Consider the following 13,930-nt stretch of genomic DNA (forward strand, 5'->3'; position numbering starts at 1 on the left):
AACATGCACTCCCCCACCGATGCTCCCGCCGGAACCTGGCGGCAACTCCTGAGCGGTCGATACCTCGGCACCGCTACCGTCCTCGCAGGCGGCGTTGCGCTGTACGCGACCAACGTCTACCTGACGACCAGCCTGCTTCCGACTGCCATCGACGACATCGGCGGTCAGCAGTACTACGCCTGGACCGCGACGGTCTTCCTCATTGCTTCCGTCATCTCTTCGATGTTGGTCACCAACGTCCTCGCTGCCAGGGGACCGCGCGGGGCCTACCTGATCGGCCTCGCGATCTTCGCGCTCGGCACCGTTGTCTGTGCGGTCAGCCCGACGATGGAATTGCTGTTGGTCGGCCGCACGATCCAGGGTTCGGGCGGTGGCCTGCTGGCCGGTCTCGGTTACGCCGTCATCAATGCCGCGCTCCCCAGACATCTGTGGACTCGCGGGGCCGCGCTGGTTTCGGCGATGTGGGGAGTCGGCACCTTCGCCGGCCCTGCAATCGGCGGTGTCTTTGCTCAGTTCGGAGCCTGGCGATGGGCTTTCGGCGTCCTGGTCATCGCGACGATCGCAGTCGCCGCTCTCGTCCCCAGCGCGCTACCGGCACATGAACCGGGCAGCACCACCAGTAGCCCGGTGCCGGTCCTCTCGCTGGCATTGCTGACTGCGGCAGCTTTGCTGGTCAGCGTTGCCGGAATTCTGTCCAACCTCGCCGTGACCGCCGCAATGGTTCTCGCCGCTGTGCTGCTACTGATCGCCTTTGTCGCCGCTGACCGTCGCTCGCGCCACGGCGTACTACCGCCGTCGACGTTCAACGCGTCGTCCCTCAAATGGGTGTACCTGACCATCGTCGTCCTCGCTGTCGCGTCGACCGTCGAGACGTTCATTCCACTCTTCGGGCAACGACTTGCCGGCCTGGCGCCTCTCGCGGCCGGATTCCTCGGGGCCGCACTCGCTCTCGGCTGGACTCTCGGCGAAATCCCGAGCGCCTCGGCCACGACCCCTCGTATCGTGCGACGAATCGTTGTCAGCGGTCCGATCCTCGTCGCGATCGGGTTGGGCATCATGGCAGCATTTCTCACCGAACACGCCGGCGCCGGTGCGATGGTCGCGTGGGTGATCGGACTGCTGTTCGCCGGCGTCGGAATCGGCATCGCCTGGCCTCATCTTGCAGTCGGGGCGATGACCTCGGTCACCGATCCCGGAGAAGGTGCGCGTGCCTCGGCTGCCATCAACACCGTTCAGCTGATCGCCAATGCCTTCGGTGCAGCCCTGGCCGGAGTGCTGGTCAACATCGGCGAACCGTCGACGCTTCGTTCTGCGCAATTGCTTCTCTTCACCTTCGCCGCTGTCTCGATCATCGGCATTGCCGTGGCAGCTCGCGCACTTCCGCGAACGCCCGACAAAATCGGCAGCCCCGAAATCGTTCACGACGCTCGCTAAACTGTGAGAAACCCACACGGAGGAGTTGGCCAGTGACAGAACCGGATCCGGGCACAGTGGAAACCGACTTCCCGAAGACGGGAGCTCCCGCACAGCGCGCGCTGATCGCAGCGGGTTACACCCATCTCGCGCAGCTGACGTCCGTGTCCGAGAAGGAACTCGGCGCTTTGCACGGGATGGGACCGAAGGCCTTGAGGATTCTGCGCGAAGCACTCGCCGAACGTGGTCTGAGCTTCGCCGACTGAGCTCTCACATCAGACCAGGCTCGCCCGCACCTGGTTGCCACCTTCGCGCTTCGCTTCGTACATCACCGAGTCCGCGACGCGGAAGAGTTCGGCAAAAGCAGCGTCGACTGACTCACCCGGATTCCGGGGCGCGGTGCGGACCGCCATTCCGATGCTCGCGCTCGTCGGAGGGTCATCGTTCGCTCCGTCCATCGCGGAGCGGATCTGTCCTTCCAGCCTGGAGATCACGCTGACCGGTACCCGTTCGACCACGACGAACTCGTCACCGCCCATACGAGCAGTCAAGGCGGACTGGGTTGTCCACAAACGGATGCGCAGTGCAGTTCGCATGATCGTGCTGTCTCCTACGTCATGGCCGTGAACGTCGTTGATCGTCTTGAAGCGATCGAGGTCGATCACCACTACGAGCAGTGCATCCGCTTCGGTGACCGGAGCGCCCATCAAGTCGTTCACCCGACGCGCCAATCCGCGACGGTTGAGCAGTCCGGTCAACGGGTCGATGTCGGAGGTAGTGGCATCCGAACCCAGGACCGCCAGAACAATCTGTGACACAACAGGAATCACGATGATCGTAGCCAGCACAACCGAGATCTTCGCCAGTCCCAAGCCGACGTCCGCTGCTGGCCCGAACAACAAAGTCCACCCCGAAAGCACCGTGACGGTCGAGGCGAAGACCAAGTGACCGACTTGGAGTTTCGGATTGTGGAAGAACGCGATGTAGCCGCCGATCGACGCGAAAACGACGCACGCGATGAGTCGTCCCAGCGGTTCCGAGTCGGTTGCGGCCGCCGCCGCAATCGCGACGTCGGAACCCACGACAAAGGTGTACGACCACAGCGGCGTAGGCGGAAACAGCCACCAGATCAGGGCCGCGCCGAGGCACAGCGCGATGACCGCCAGATTGACCGCTCGCCAGAACGTACCTTGCGGACCGACGTCACTGAATCGCGCCGACAGCAACACCAGCCCCATCCAGAATGCTGTTCCGCCGACCAGCGCCCGGCAGGAAGTCAAGAACCCGCGGTCCTGGAGGTACCTGCTGAAACTGTGGAACTGGTCCGGCAACTGCCACCAGCGCATGACGACGTCGACCAAACCGTTCATCGCCGATCAGCCGATGCAGCTCCGCAACTTTTGGGCGTACTTCGACGAAACGGACTCGCTGATTTCCCCCCGGAGCACACTGGCATATCCGGCAGCATAGTCAGCGGCGACAGACAAAAACCGTTCTGCCGGATTTGAATCGGTCGATCAACTCAAAGCGTCGTAGGCCGCCGATACGTACTGCGCCGATCTCTCGGAACCGAGCAGACCCGGCCCCATCTTGTTCATCACGTACGAGAACGTCATGCGCTTCTCGGTGTCGATGATGATCTGCGAGCCACCCCAACCTCCCCAGAAGCAGATTCGCCCCTCCGGAATGAACGGGACGGACTCGGGCGTCGGCAATCCGAATCCGACGCCGAAGCGGACCGGCACGCCGAGGACGAGGTCGACCCCGTACGACTGCTCCTCGAAGATCTTGTCGATCGTTTCCTCCGACAGCAAGCGAACGTCACCGACCTTGCCACCGCACGCGATCACCGATTGGATCCTTGCGAGTGCCCTCGCATTCGAATGACCGTTGGCCGCACCGATCTCGGCGGCGCGCCACCCGTCGGTCCACGAACCTGTAGCGTCAGCGGGCGGCGCGGTGAATGTCTTCACCATGATGTTGTCCATCCCGAGTGCCGCGATGTCGATCGGCAACGGCGGTGGCGCAATCACATTCGAGACTCGCCCGTATTCCGACTTCGGCAAGCCCAGGCGGAAATCAGCATCGAGTGGGCCGGCGATTTCCTCGTCGATGAAGCGGCCGAGGGTTCGTCCGTCGATGCGCCTGACGACCTCGCCGATCAGGTGGCCGTAGTTGAGGGCGTGGTATCCGGATGCCGTACCCGGTTCCCACCACGGAGCCTGCGTCGCCAACCGGGCGGTGGCATATTCGTCGTCGCAAATGTTCTCGAGCGTGAACGGTTGATCCCACCCCGACACACCCGAGGTGTGCGACAACAGTTGCCGGACCCGAATTCGGTCCTTGCCCGCTGCTGCGAATTCCGGCCAGTACTGCGCGACCGGGGCGTCGAGATCAAGCAACCCGCGGTCGACGAGCATGAGCGCGGCCAGTGCGGTCACGGTCTTGCTGCAGGACCAGACATTGGTAACGGTGTCGCGAGACCAAGGAGCAGTGTGCTCGACGTCGACCCAACCGCCCCACATGTCGACGACGGATTCGCCGTCGATCGTCAGTGCGATCGCTGCCCCGACGTCCTCGCCGGAATCGAGATTGCGTGCCAGCGCCTCCTTCAAGCCAGAGAATCGCTGGTCACATACGCCTTCGATGTTCGCCACTGACAGCCTCCACAGGAATGATGAAACTTGACGTCAACTTCAACTACGTTGAGTATGTGTCCGATTCACCTGTGGTGTCAATCACTTCAAGTGCCAGAGTCGGCTCAGACCAACGGGATTCCCTTGGCGATGCGCCGACGCAGATCCCAGAGATAGAAGTTGTAGGGAAACATCCGCAGAATCTTCGGACTGAACCGATTGACCAGCGCGGCGACGCGCATGGATCGGTCGAAGTTACGCTGCTGACGCACTGACCACGGGAGCCGCATTTCGTCACGAAAGGCTTGGGGCAGGAACCCGGTGGTGACAAATCGGTTGAGCGGACCGACCACGGGATGCAACAGCTTCGGAGTGAAGGTCGCCGACGCGATCCCGTAGAGATGCTCACGAATCGTCTCGTCGATCGCCACCTTGTCGAGGTTCTCGTTCCAGTAGACCTCGAACGCATCCCGGTCCGCCGGCCACATGTCGCGTCGCATCTGAAGGGTTGTACCGAACGTGGCGCTGCGCTGATAGAACGCATCCCGGGTTACCGGATCGAGATCCCCGTACAAGATTTTGTAGACGTCCTCGAAGCCTCGGTACAGGCAGGCGGCTACCCACAACTGCAGTTCGGGATCGAACGCGTTGTATTCGACCGCGCTGTTCTCATCGGAGCGAACGTGCTTGTGAGAGCCGTTGACTGCGCGTCGGTACAGCTTCTTTTCTTCGTCCGTCGCCAGGCTCGCCACCGCGAGATACGTCAGCGTCGTCCGGGTTCGCTTCACCGGATGCCGATCCAACCGACCCGTCTCGACCTTGCTCTCGTACACGCCGTACCCCACCGCCGGGCGCGCCAACTGCATGATGACGTTGGCGCCTGCGGCCAACAGTCCGAGCCCGGACATCGCCTTTTCAACCTCGGCGTCGATGTCGACCGCCTGGACGCCGACCGCTCCGATGCCGCCTACCACCGCTTCCTCGCGCCCGTCCATCGAATCCCTACTCACCGTCATGGCAGAACCCCTTCGAGTCGATATCTGCGAACGCATGTTCTCAGATGAGTGAAACGCCGAAATGCCGAGATGTCAAGCAATCTCGGGATGCAAAGATGGTCTTCATGAATGACCAACCGCGTTCGTACGGTGGCGTCGACGGCGCGCTCCGCATAGCCCAACGACGGGAGGCGCTGATCGAGGCCGGTCTGGAACTCATGGGCTCCGCCGAGCCCGAACTGACGGTCCGCGGAGTGTGCAAGAAGGCCGGTGTCGCGGCGCGGTACTTCTACGAGAGCTTCACCGATCGTGATGCTCTGATGTCGGCCGTCTACGACACCGTCATCACGGACATCGCCGTTTCAACCCAGGCTGCAGTGGACGCCGCCGAGACCGAACGCGGCAAGGCGCTCGCTGGAATCGCGAACATCGTCCGCTCTATCGCGAACGATCCCCGTCGCGGACGTCTACTGTTCTCCAGCGCCCTGACGAGCCCTGTCCTGGCCGAGAAACGCCAAGCGTCGACGACGATATTCATCGGTCTCCTGGCCGCCAACGCGAAGACCTTCTACCGATTGAACGACAGCGGTCATCTGACCCTGACGGCCACGTTCCTGGTCGGCGGCCTGGCGCAGACCCTCAGTGCATGGCTCGACGGGTACATCGACGTGACGGAAGAAGAACTGGTCGCCGAATGTGCGGCGATCCTGCTCGCACCCGCCCTGCCGCCGTCTTGAGCTCCTGCATTCAGTCCCAGATCCCGATGTTGTCGAGGTGAGCGAGAAGTCGAGCAGCGCCGTCGGAGAACTGCAGACTCATCTGCGCGTCCACCTGTTCTCGATCGTGCTTCTCGAACGCCGCGATCAAAGCATCGTGGCTCGATACCGCAAGCTCACCCCAGCCTGGATCCGTCGCGTAGAGACGAGCAGGGGTGTACCGAATCGCGCCGAACAGGAACCATGCCAACTTCGCACCACCCGCAGCGCGATTGATCAGGCGATGGAACTCGAATTCGCACTGCTCGATCGCAGCTGCATCCGAAGCGTCGACCGCCGCTCGCAAATCGGCATTGAGTTCCGCGAGTTCCGCGAGTTGATCAGCGGTGATGCTGTCCATCGCCCGCAACGCCAGCTTGACCGCGATCTGCCCCTGCAACCAGAAGATGTCTTCGATGTCCTGGCGACTGAGGGGCGAGACGAGATAGCCGCGATGCGGAACCAACTCGACCATCCCCTCGCCGCGTAATGCGACGAGGGCTTCTCGCACCGGCGTGACGCTGACCCCGAGGTCGGCCGCGGTTTCGTCCAGCCTGACGAACTCGCCCGGACGGACCGAGCCAGACATGATCAGGTTGCGAACGTGGTTGGCCACGTCCTCCGACAACTGTGGCCGTCTCCTCAGCTCAGATGTCGCTCTCCGAGTGCGTGCAGACGTTGCCACAACCGATCCTCACAGTCCGTACGTTTTGCCGATGATGTCTCGCTGAATCTCGTTGGTACCACCATAAATGGAGGACACAAGAGTCTTTCGCACATGGTGCTCCATGTCGAACTCAGTCGCGTAACCGTACCCACCCATCATCTGCATCCCCTCGAGCGCGACCTTCTTGGCGGTCTCGGTCAGCTTGAGCTTGGCCATCGACGCTTCCCGCGGGAACATCTTGGTCGGGTTGGCGTCGACCATCCTGGCCACGCTGTAGACCAGCAGACGGCCGCATTCGATCTCCGTGGCGAGATCCGCGATCCGGTGGCGAAGCGCCTGAAACGATCCGACCGGACGGCCGAACTGCTTACGCGTGGTGACGAATTCGAGGGTGTCGTCGAAAGCGCGCTGCGCGGTCCCGAGCATCATCGCCGCGAGGATGAGGCGTTCGATGTTGAGTCCGGCCATGAGTTGACGCCAGCCGTTGCCGACTTCGCCAACCACCGCGTCCTCGGGCAGGAATGTGTCGGTGAAGTAGAGATCGTTGACCTCCTTGCCGCCCATGGTGTCGATTCCACTGATCTTCAATCCGGAGATGTCGGCCGGGACATGGAACATCGTCAGGCCCTCATGCTTGCCTTCACCTCGGGATGTGCGAGCCACCAGAAGGATGTTCTCGGCGAAGTGCGCGTTGGAACACCACGTCTTCTGGCCGTTGATCAGCCACCCACCGTCGACCTTCTCGGCGCGGCAACTCAGATTTCCCACGTCGGAGCCCGCTTCGGGTTCGGACATCGAGATCGACTGAGACGCGCCACGGACGATCCCGCCGAGCACTGCCTCCTTCTGGGCCGGACTGCCGAACTTCTCGTATGCAGCCCCGGTGATGACGGTCGGGCCGAGTCCACCGATCGGCGCCATGCCCTTGGCGGCTTCCTCCAGAAAGATGCACAGGTCGACCGTGCTTCCGGCGGATCCGCCGTATTCCTCCGGGACAGTCAGCCCGAGCCATCCCAATTCCGCCATCTTCTCGTAGAACGCCTGGTTGTGGTTATGGGCGCCATGATCGGTCAGCAGGTCTCGCTGCTCACGGGTACCACTTTCCTTCTTGCAGAACGACGCTACCGACTTGGCGAAATCAGACTGCTCCTGCGTGAAATCCATGTACATCGAAAACTCCCGAGTGAGATGAGGCTGGAGGCTTGTCGGAGCTCGGTCCGACGCATACTGTGACTACCAGCACAGTAAATCACATCACATATATGTGATGCACCGACATGTGGAGGATCTGAAGAACATGACAGAACAGCTCGGCCGCCAGAGCACGTCCACGTCGACAGATCCGAGATCGGACGATCACACTTTCGCGAGCCTCGACCCTCGCAATGATTCCGTGGTCGCGCAGCACCCCATTGCAGACCAGCAGGAGATCGAGAAAGCGGTCGCCGCAGCACGCACGGCGTCGAAGTGGTGGGATCAACTCGGATTCCAAGGCCGCCGGAAGGTGCTCGGCAATTTCCGCGCCGCGATCGCCACTCACGCCGAATCGATGGCGGCGATCATTTCCGCCGAGACCGGAAAACCCAGCGACGACGCACTACTCGAAGTCATGCTGGCCGTCGAACATCTCGACTGGGCGGCACGCAACGCACAGAAAGTGTTGCGCCGCAGACGCGTCGGTGCAGGACTGATCAGCGCCAACCAGTCTGCATCCGTTGGCTACCGGCCGATGGGCGTCGTCGGCGTGATCGGCCCCTGGAACTATCCGCTGTACACACCGATGGGGTCGATCGGCTACGCACTGGCCGCCGGCAACGCCGTAGTCTTCAAACCGAGCGAACTCTCACCAGGCGTCGGCGTCGAATTGGCCCGGCTGTGGAACATCGCCGCACCCGGACACCCTGTCCTGCAGACCATTACCGGTGACGGAAAAACCGGTGCACTTCTGTGTTCGTCCGGTGTCGACAAGATCGCATTCACCGGTTCGACCGCTACCGCAAAGCGCGTAATGGCCGCCTGCGCGGACACCCTCACCCCCCTGGTCGCCGAATGCGGCGGCAAGGACGCCATGCTGGTGGACTCCGACGCCAACCTCGATGCGGCCGTGAGCTTCGCGGCATTCGGGGCAGTGGGCAACGGCGGACAAACCTGTGCCGGCGTCGAACGAATCTACGTCGCAGCGCCCGTGTACGACGCCTTCCTGTCCAAGCTCACCGCCGCGCTACGAGACGCCCACGCCGGCGCCACCGACAGCTCGACCTACGGGCCGATGACGCTGGGAAAGCAGACTGGGATAGTCCGGGGCCAGATCGAAGACGCTCTCAGTCGCGGCGCGAAAGCTGTACTCGGCGGACTTGATTCGTTCAACGGTCCGTTCATCGATCCGATCATCCTGACGGATGTTCCGGAGGATTCCACGGCGATCACCGAGGAGACGTTCGGCCCGAGCGTCGTGGTGAACAAGGTCGCCGACATGAACGAGGGGATCGAGCGCGCCAATGCATCGAAGTACGGCTTGGGCGCCTCGGTGTTCACCAAGAGTTCGTCGAAGGGCCGAGCGATTGCCGAAAAGCTCGAATGCGGTGTCGTAACGGTCAATTCGGTTCTCGGATTCGCCGGAATCGCCGCCCTGCCGTTCGGCGGGGTCGGCGATTCCGGATTCGGCCGTATCCACGGAGCCGATGGGCTGCGTGAGTTCAGCAGTGTGAAATCACTGGCCGTTCAGAAGTTCAACGCTCCGCTGGACCTGCTGACCATCGAGCGAAAAGCCAGGGACATGAAGATCTCACGTTGGATGCTGGCGAAACGCCACGCGAAGTCCTGAGAGATCAGGCGATCAGCCGGCGGTGACGAGCACCTGCTCGTCGCTGTCGGCTGCTTCGAGTTCACGAACCAGCGGAAGCACCTTGGCCCCGAAGTATTCGATCTCCTCCTGGAAATGCAGGAATCCGCCGAGAATCAGATCGACACCGCGACGGCGATATTCGACGATCCGATGCGCGATTTGTTCCGGCGTGCCGATCAGTTGCGAGCGGAAACCGTCGTTGTACTGAACCAAGTCCTCGAACGTCGAATCCGCCCACATCCCGTCCTTGGACGCGGTCGACGCGCCGGCCTGTTGGACTGCATTCTTGAATCCCTCGACCGCAGGGCGGTTGGCCTTGGCGATGATCTCGCGCAGTGTGTCCTTTGCTTCCGCCTCGGTGTCGCGGGCGATGATGAATCCGTTGAGCCCGAACTTGACCTCCCGATCGTTCTCACGAGCAACACGGCGAACGTCGACCAACTGTTCGGTGACGCCGTCGTAGTCCTTGCCGTTACTGAAGTACCAATCCGAATACCGGCCAGCGTTCTCACGGGCTGCCGCCGAGTTACCACCTTGGAACAGTTCGGGATTGGGGCGCTCCGGAGTGTTGAGAGGCTTCGGCTTCAACGTGAAGTCGTGGATGCGGTAGAAGTCGCCACGGAAATCGACGTCGTCCTCCGTCCAGATCTTACGAAGAACCTGAAGGAACTCGGCGCTCCGCCGATAGCGCTCGTCGTGCTCGAGCCACGGCTCGCCTAGATGTGTGAACTCGTCCTTGAACCAACCACTGACGACGTTGACGGCAAATCGACCGTTCGACAGGTGATCGGCGGTAGCGCCCAGTTTCGCCAACACTGCCGGCTGCCAGAGTCCCGGATGCACCGCGGCGATCACCTTGAGCTTCTCGGTGGCCAGGAGAAGCGCAAGGCTGAAGCTCGTGGATTCGTGCTGGAATTCGGCCCCGTAGCTCGCCTCGTAACGTACCTGGCTCAGGGCGTACTCGAAGCCGTTGTTCTCGGCGGTCTGTGCCAGCTTCTTGTTGTACTCGTAGTCCCAGCTGGTCCGCTGCTCGATGTCGGAGGTGACCAGACCACCACTGACATTGGGCACCCAGTAGGCGAACTTGATCTCGTCGGCGATACGTTCAGTAGACATGAAACCCAGCAAACATGCAGTTCCCAGTGGTTTCCAGGGTAGCGATCACACAGGTTGTAAGTGTTGGGTGGGTGCTGCGACTGTGAAACGGTGGCAGCATGACTGCTGTGGACATTCAGGAGATCGCGCACCGCATCACCAGCGAGGACGAGGCGCTCTCGGTGGCGTCACAGCTGTCCGACGAGTTCGCGGCAGGTGCCGGAGTCCGCGATGCGCAGCGCCTCCTTCCCCACGACGAGGTTCGCACCCTGGCGCGGTCCGGCTTGCTCGGACTCTCGGTGCCGAAGGAGTTCGGTGGCATCGACGCAAGCACCGAGACGTTGGCCGAGGTCTTCCGCCTACTCGCCGAGGGCGATCCCAGCATCGCGCAGATTCCGCACAGCCACTTCACTTTCCTGGAAGCGCTCCGGTACCAGGGGTCTAATGAGCAGAAGCAGTTCTTCTACGCCGAAGCATTGTCGGGCAAGCAGTTCGCCAACGCCCAGAGCGAGCGCGGCAACCAGACCATCGACATCGACGGCACCACTCTCACCCCCGACGGGGAAGACTTTGTGCTCGAAGGTCGAAAATTCTATTGCACCGGAGCGCTTTTCGCAGATTGGATCGTGGTGCGTGCCGCCAATGCGGATCAATTCACCGAGACCGGCGCACAGGTGAAATCCGCGGTCTACCTACCCCGGAATACTCCCGGACTGTCGATCGTCGACGACTGGGACGGCATGGGACAGAAGACAACTGCAAGCGGAACCGTGACCCTGGAATCCGTTTCGGTACCGCAGTTCAATGTCGTACCCTTCACGTCGCTCTTCACTCACCCGACCACCTACGGAGCACAGGCCCAGATCCTGCACGCCGCGATCGACACCGGCATCGCGTCGGCTGCACTGCGTGAATCCGTGAAACTCGCGGCAAAGGCGCGTCCCTTCTTCGAGGCGAAAGTCGATACAGCGGTGGAGGATCCACTGCTCGTTCAACTCACCGGCGAAGCGGCAATCGAGGTTCGCGCTGCCAGATCCCTCTTGGCGGAAGCAGCGCGATCGATCGACGTGGCGCGTCGTGATCCCACCGAGGACTCCACGGCCCGAGCATCCATCGACGCTGCAACTGCCAAAGTGGTCGGCGCCAGGGCGTCATTGGCGGCCACGAGCACTTTGTTCGAGATCGGTGGCACCAGAAGCGCGGGCGAATCGGCGAACCTCTCCCGATTCTGGCGTGACGCGCGCACGCACACCCTGCACGATCCGACGAGGTGGAAGGTCCAGCACATCGGCCGGTGGACACTGTCCGGGACAATCCCACCGCGGCACGGACTGCTGTGAACACACTCAGTCGGAGTTCATATATCCGCTGATCAAGACTTCCAGTCCTTCCAAGTAGCTCTCAGTCGTCGTCCCTCCCGGCCAGTCCTCGAGCACCTCACTGAGCACCGGCAGTTTCTCGGGCCCGATTTCTCGGATCTTGACCGTGAGAGGTGACACGCTGCCTTCCGGTCGCGTAGTGGTGTCGTAGATGTTGAGCAATGCGCCGAGTGTGTAGTTCCACAGCGCTCGATAGACCAACAGTGCGCGACGAGGTGACATACCGAGTTCGACACACGCGGCCATCGCCCGATCGACCAAGACCACAGCGCCGCTCCCACCACGGCCACCGCGCTGAAGCAACTCGATGATCCAGCGCTCCGACGCCAGCGTTTCGAAGATCGCGGTGAAGATCGTGCGAAGCCGTTCGACCTGATCCTGCGGCAGGACCAGCGCGCCGAGATCTTGTGAGTACACATCGAGCACCGCGCTGATCAGCTGTTCCTTGTCGCCCACGTGCCGGTACAGCGCCATCGGCGTGGTGCCGAGCGACTTCGCCAACGCTCGCATGCTCAACGCGTCGGCGCCGCCGGTCTGTAGCTGCCGTTTCGCCTCGTCGACTATCTGCTCCGACGTGATCGTCGGGGGACGTCCGAGCCGCGGTGATCTCGGTTCCATCTTTTCGGCCATCCGTCGATTGTGCGCGCCCCTGCTACGACGCTCTCGCCCGGGGAACCCCTTGCATCTCAGTCGCCAGCAAGGTAAACCTAACTACTTATGAGAACGCGTATACAAATTAGGTACCTGCAATGACAACAACAACTCGAGCGGTAGCCGCACCGGCTCTGGTCCTCACAGCCGCCGCGGCAGCGCAGTTCCTGGTGGCCTTCGACATGTCGGTCATCAACGTCGCGCTGCCAGACATCCAGGAATCGCTGAACTTTTCCGACGCCGGGTTGTCCTGGGTCGTCAACGCGTACGCCCTCGCCTTCGGCGGACTGCTGCTTCTCGGCGGTCGTCTGTGCGACGTGATGGGCACTCGTCGAGTTCTGGTTTCCGGGCTTCTGCTGTTCGCCCTCGTCAGCATCGTCGGCACCTTCTCCGTGTCCGCCGAAATGCTTGTCGGAGCGCGGGCGCTTCAAGGCGTCGGCGCTGCACTGATCGCGCCTGCCGGGCTCGCCGCACTCAGTCAGGCCTTTCCCACCGGACGCGCCAGGGCCAAGGCATTCGGCATCGGCGCAATGTCGTCAGCACTGGGCGGCGCACTCGGTGTCGTCCTGAGCGGCATTTTGACCGAAGGGCTCAGTTGGCGATGGGTGATGTTCGCCGGCGCACCAGTGGCCCTGATCGCCGCAGTTGCCGGTGCCCGTGGCCTGCCGGCCGGCCAAGCCGCCAGAGGCGGCTCCCTCGATCTCCCCGGAGCCATCTTGGCGACGGCCGGAATCACCGCCCTTGTCGGCACAGTGATCGCCACGGAATCACATTCCTGGACTTCGGGTTACGTGCTGGGTGGATTCGCGCTCACGATCGCGCTGCTCACTGCGTTCGTTGTGGTCGAAAGCCGCTGCGCCACACCACTGGTAAGACTGTCCACCCTGCTTCGACCCCGAATCGGACTGGCCAACGCCATCATGTGCCTGGTGTGCGCGGCACAGTTCAGCGCGTTCTTCTTCGTCTCACTCTTCCTGCAACGCGGGCTGAGCTATTCACCGACCACCACCGGTCTGGCTTTCCTGCCCTTCTGCTTCGGCCTGGTGATCGGCATCCTCGCGTCCACCAAACTCCTTCCGCGCTACGGAGTTCGACCGCTGCTCGTAGTCGGAACAGCGGTCGCCGCAATCGGAACTTTCATGTTTTCGACCATGAACCTCGACAGTCCCTTCTGGGCCGTCATCCTGGTGCCTTCGCTTCTGGCGAGCATCGGCATCGGTCTGTCGTTCATGCCGCTCAGTAACGTCGCCACCGCCGACGCTCCCCCCGAAGAAGTCGGCATGGCATCCGGGCTACTGAGTACATCGCGTCAGATCGGCGGTTCACTCGGACTAGCCGTTCTCGTGAGCGTCGCCGCTTCCTCGACGGCACGTTCGGACAGCGCGCCGACCGAAGCACTGGTTTCCGGATACTCCCAAGCCCTCTTCGTCTGCTCCGGCCTACTGCTGGCCGGTACCCTCCTGTCCTTCTTCTTCCCACGAATGGATCGTTGAC

Annotated in this window: 13 protein-coding genes; 6 read left to right on the forward strand and 7 right to left on the reverse strand. The window is 62.2% G+C overall.

Features of this window, described 5'->3' with window-relative positions; genetic code table 11:
• The first annotated feature begins 3 nt into the window (after positions 1 to 3).
• Positions 4 to 1,434 (forward strand): MFS transporter, encoded by a 1,431-nt coding sequence (locus tag GN300_RS08080; RefSeq protein WP_042446339.1) that lies wholly within the window; start codon positions 4 to 6, stop codon positions 1,432 to 1,434.
• A gap of 32 nt (positions 1,435 to 1,466) precedes the next feature.
• A complete protein-coding gene (locus tag GN300_RS08085) occupies positions 1,467 to 1,679 on the forward strand; it encodes a hypothetical protein (RefSeq protein WP_007730800.1) in 213 nt (70 codons plus the stop codon).
• A 9-nt stretch (positions 1,680 to 1,688) separates the two neighbouring features.
• Here the strand turns inward: GN300_RS08085 and GN300_RS08090 are convergent, their stop codons facing one another.
• The 3 genes from GN300_RS08090 to GN300_RS08100 all read right to left on the reverse strand — a co-directional run bounded on the left by GN300_RS08090 (position 1,689) and on the right by GN300_RS08100 (position 5,044).
• On the reverse strand, positions 1,689 to 2,783 hold the full coding sequence (locus tag GN300_RS08090; protein WP_042446343.1) for a GGDEF domain-containing protein: 1,095 nt from the start codon (positions 2,781 to 2,783) through the stop codon (positions 1,689 to 1,691).
• 147 nt (positions 2,784 to 2,930) lie between these two features.
• A complete protein-coding gene (locus GN300_RS08095) occupies positions 2,931 to 4,070 on the reverse strand; it encodes an EstA family serine hydrolase (RefSeq protein ID WP_042446349.1) in 1,140 nt (379 codons plus the stop codon).
• A 104-nt stretch (positions 4,071 to 4,174) separates the two neighbouring features.
• Positions 4,175 to 5,044 (reverse strand): oxygenase MpaB family protein, encoded by an 870-nt coding sequence (locus GN300_RS08100; RefSeq protein WP_042446353.1) that lies wholly within the window; start codon positions 5,042 to 5,044, stop codon positions 4,175 to 4,177.
• Between the two features lie 116 nt (positions 5,045 to 5,160).
• Between GN300_RS08100 and GN300_RS08105 the strand changes: the two genes are divergently transcribed.
• Entirely contained in the window at positions 5,161 to 5,781 is a 621-nt protein-coding gene (locus GN300_RS08105) for a TetR/AcrR family transcriptional regulator (protein WP_063315555.1), read from the forward strand.
• A 10-nt stretch (positions 5,782 to 5,791) separates the two neighbouring features.
• On the opposite strand, the gene GN300_RS08110 is transcribed toward GN300_RS08105, so the two are convergent.
• On the reverse strand, positions 5,792 to 6,484 hold the full coding sequence (locus GN300_RS08110; RefSeq protein WP_054781111.1) for a GntR family transcriptional regulator: 693 nt from the start codon (positions 6,482 to 6,484) through the stop codon (positions 5,792 to 5,794).
• Between the two features lie 9 nt (positions 6,485 to 6,493).
• Positions 6,494 to 7,636: an acyl-CoA dehydrogenase family protein gene (locus GN300_RS08115; RefSeq protein WP_007730792.1), complete on the reverse strand. Its 1,143-nt coding sequence runs from the start codon at positions 7,634 to 7,636 to the stop codon at positions 6,494 to 6,496.
• 127 nt (positions 7,637 to 7,763) lie between these two features.
• Here GN300_RS08115 and GN300_RS08120 point away from each other — a divergent pair, with 127 nt between their 5' ends.
• Positions 7,764 to 9,290, forward strand: coding sequence for an aldehyde dehydrogenase family protein (locus GN300_RS08120; protein WP_050656790.1), 1,527 nt, complete (start codon positions 7,764 to 7,766; stop codon positions 9,288 to 9,290).
• Between the two features lie 12 nt (positions 9,291 to 9,302).
• Here the strand turns inward: GN300_RS08120 and sfnG are convergent, their stop codons facing one another.
• Positions 9,303 to 10,427 (reverse strand): dimethylsulfone monooxygenase SfnG, encoded by a 1,125-nt coding sequence (gene sfnG, locus GN300_RS08125; protein ID WP_007730790.1) that lies wholly within the window; start codon positions 10,425 to 10,427, stop codon positions 9,303 to 9,305.
• Between the two features lie 98 nt (positions 10,428 to 10,525).
• Here sfnG and GN300_RS08130 point away from each other — a divergent pair, with 98 nt between their 5' ends.
• Complete coding sequence (locus GN300_RS08130; RefSeq protein WP_054781112.1) at positions 10,526 to 11,746, forward strand: SfnB family sulfur acquisition oxidoreductase; 1,221 nt, start codon at positions 10,526 to 10,528, stop codon at positions 11,744 to 11,746.
• Between the two features lie 6 nt (positions 11,747 to 11,752).
• Here GN300_RS08130 and GN300_RS08135 read toward each other — a convergent pair whose 3' ends face one another.
• Positions 11,753 to 12,415 (reverse strand): TetR/AcrR family transcriptional regulator, encoded by a 663-nt coding sequence (locus GN300_RS08135; protein ID WP_054781113.1) that lies wholly within the window; start codon positions 12,413 to 12,415, stop codon positions 11,753 to 11,755.
• Positions 12,416 to 12,534: 119 nt separating this feature from the next.
• On the opposite strand from GN300_RS08135, the gene GN300_RS08140 reads away from it, so the two are divergent.
• Positions 12,535 to 13,929, forward strand: a complete 1,395-nt coding sequence (locus GN300_RS08140; protein WP_082845719.1) for an MFS transporter — start codon at positions 12,535 to 12,537, stop codon at positions 13,927 to 13,929.
• The last annotated feature ends 1 nt before the right edge of the window (position 13,930 follow it).

Origin of the sequence: Rhodococcus sp. Ni2 (genome assembly GCF_021352185.1) — a bacterium.
GTDB classification, from domain to species: Bacteria; Actinomycetota; Actinomycetes; order Mycobacteriales; family Mycobacteriaceae; genus Rhodococcus_F; species Rhodococcus_F qingshengii.

What these genes read in the sequence shown, in the direction of transcription:
- GN300_RS08080 (WP_042446339.1), top strand. Translation starts at nt 4, where the DNA reads ATGCACTCCCCCACCGATGCTCCCGCCGGAACCTGGCGGCAACTCCTG.
- GN300_RS08090 (WP_042446343.1), bottom strand. Translation starts at nt 2,783, where the DNA reads ATGAACGGTTTGGTCGACGTCGTCATGCGCTGGTGGCAGTTGCCGGAC.
- GN300_RS08100 (WP_042446353.1), bottom strand. Translation starts at nt 5,044, where the DNA reads ATGGACGGGCGCGAGGAAGCGGTGGTAGGCGGCATCGGAGCGGTCGGC.
- GN300_RS08105 (WP_063315555.1), top strand. Translation starts at nt 5,161, where the DNA reads ATGGTCTTCATGAATGACCAACCGCGTTCGTACGGTGGCGTCGACGGC.
- GN300_RS08115 (WP_007730792.1), bottom strand. Translation starts at nt 7,636, where the DNA reads ATGTACATGGATTTCACGCAGGAGCAGTCTGATTTCGCCAAGTCGGTA.
- GN300_RS08120 (WP_050656790.1), top strand. Translation starts at nt 7,764, where the DNA reads ATGACAGAACAGCTCGGCCGCCAGAGCACGTCCACGTCGACAGATCCG.
- sfnG (WP_007730790.1), bottom strand. Translation starts at nt 10,427, where the DNA reads ATGTCTACTGAACGTATCGCCGACGAGATCAAGTTCGCCTACTGGGTG.
- GN300_RS08130 (WP_054781112.1), top strand. Translation starts at nt 10,526, where the DNA reads ATGACTGCTGTGGACATTCAGGAGATCGCGCACCGCATCACCAGCGAG.
- GN300_RS08135 (WP_054781113.1), bottom strand. Translation starts at nt 12,415, where the DNA reads ATGGCCGAAAAGATGGAACCGAGATCACCGCGGCTCGGACGTCCCCCG.
- GN300_RS08140 (WP_082845719.1), top strand. Translation starts at nt 12,535, where the DNA reads ATGACAACAACAACTCGAGCGGTAGCCGCACCGGCTCTGGTCCTCACA.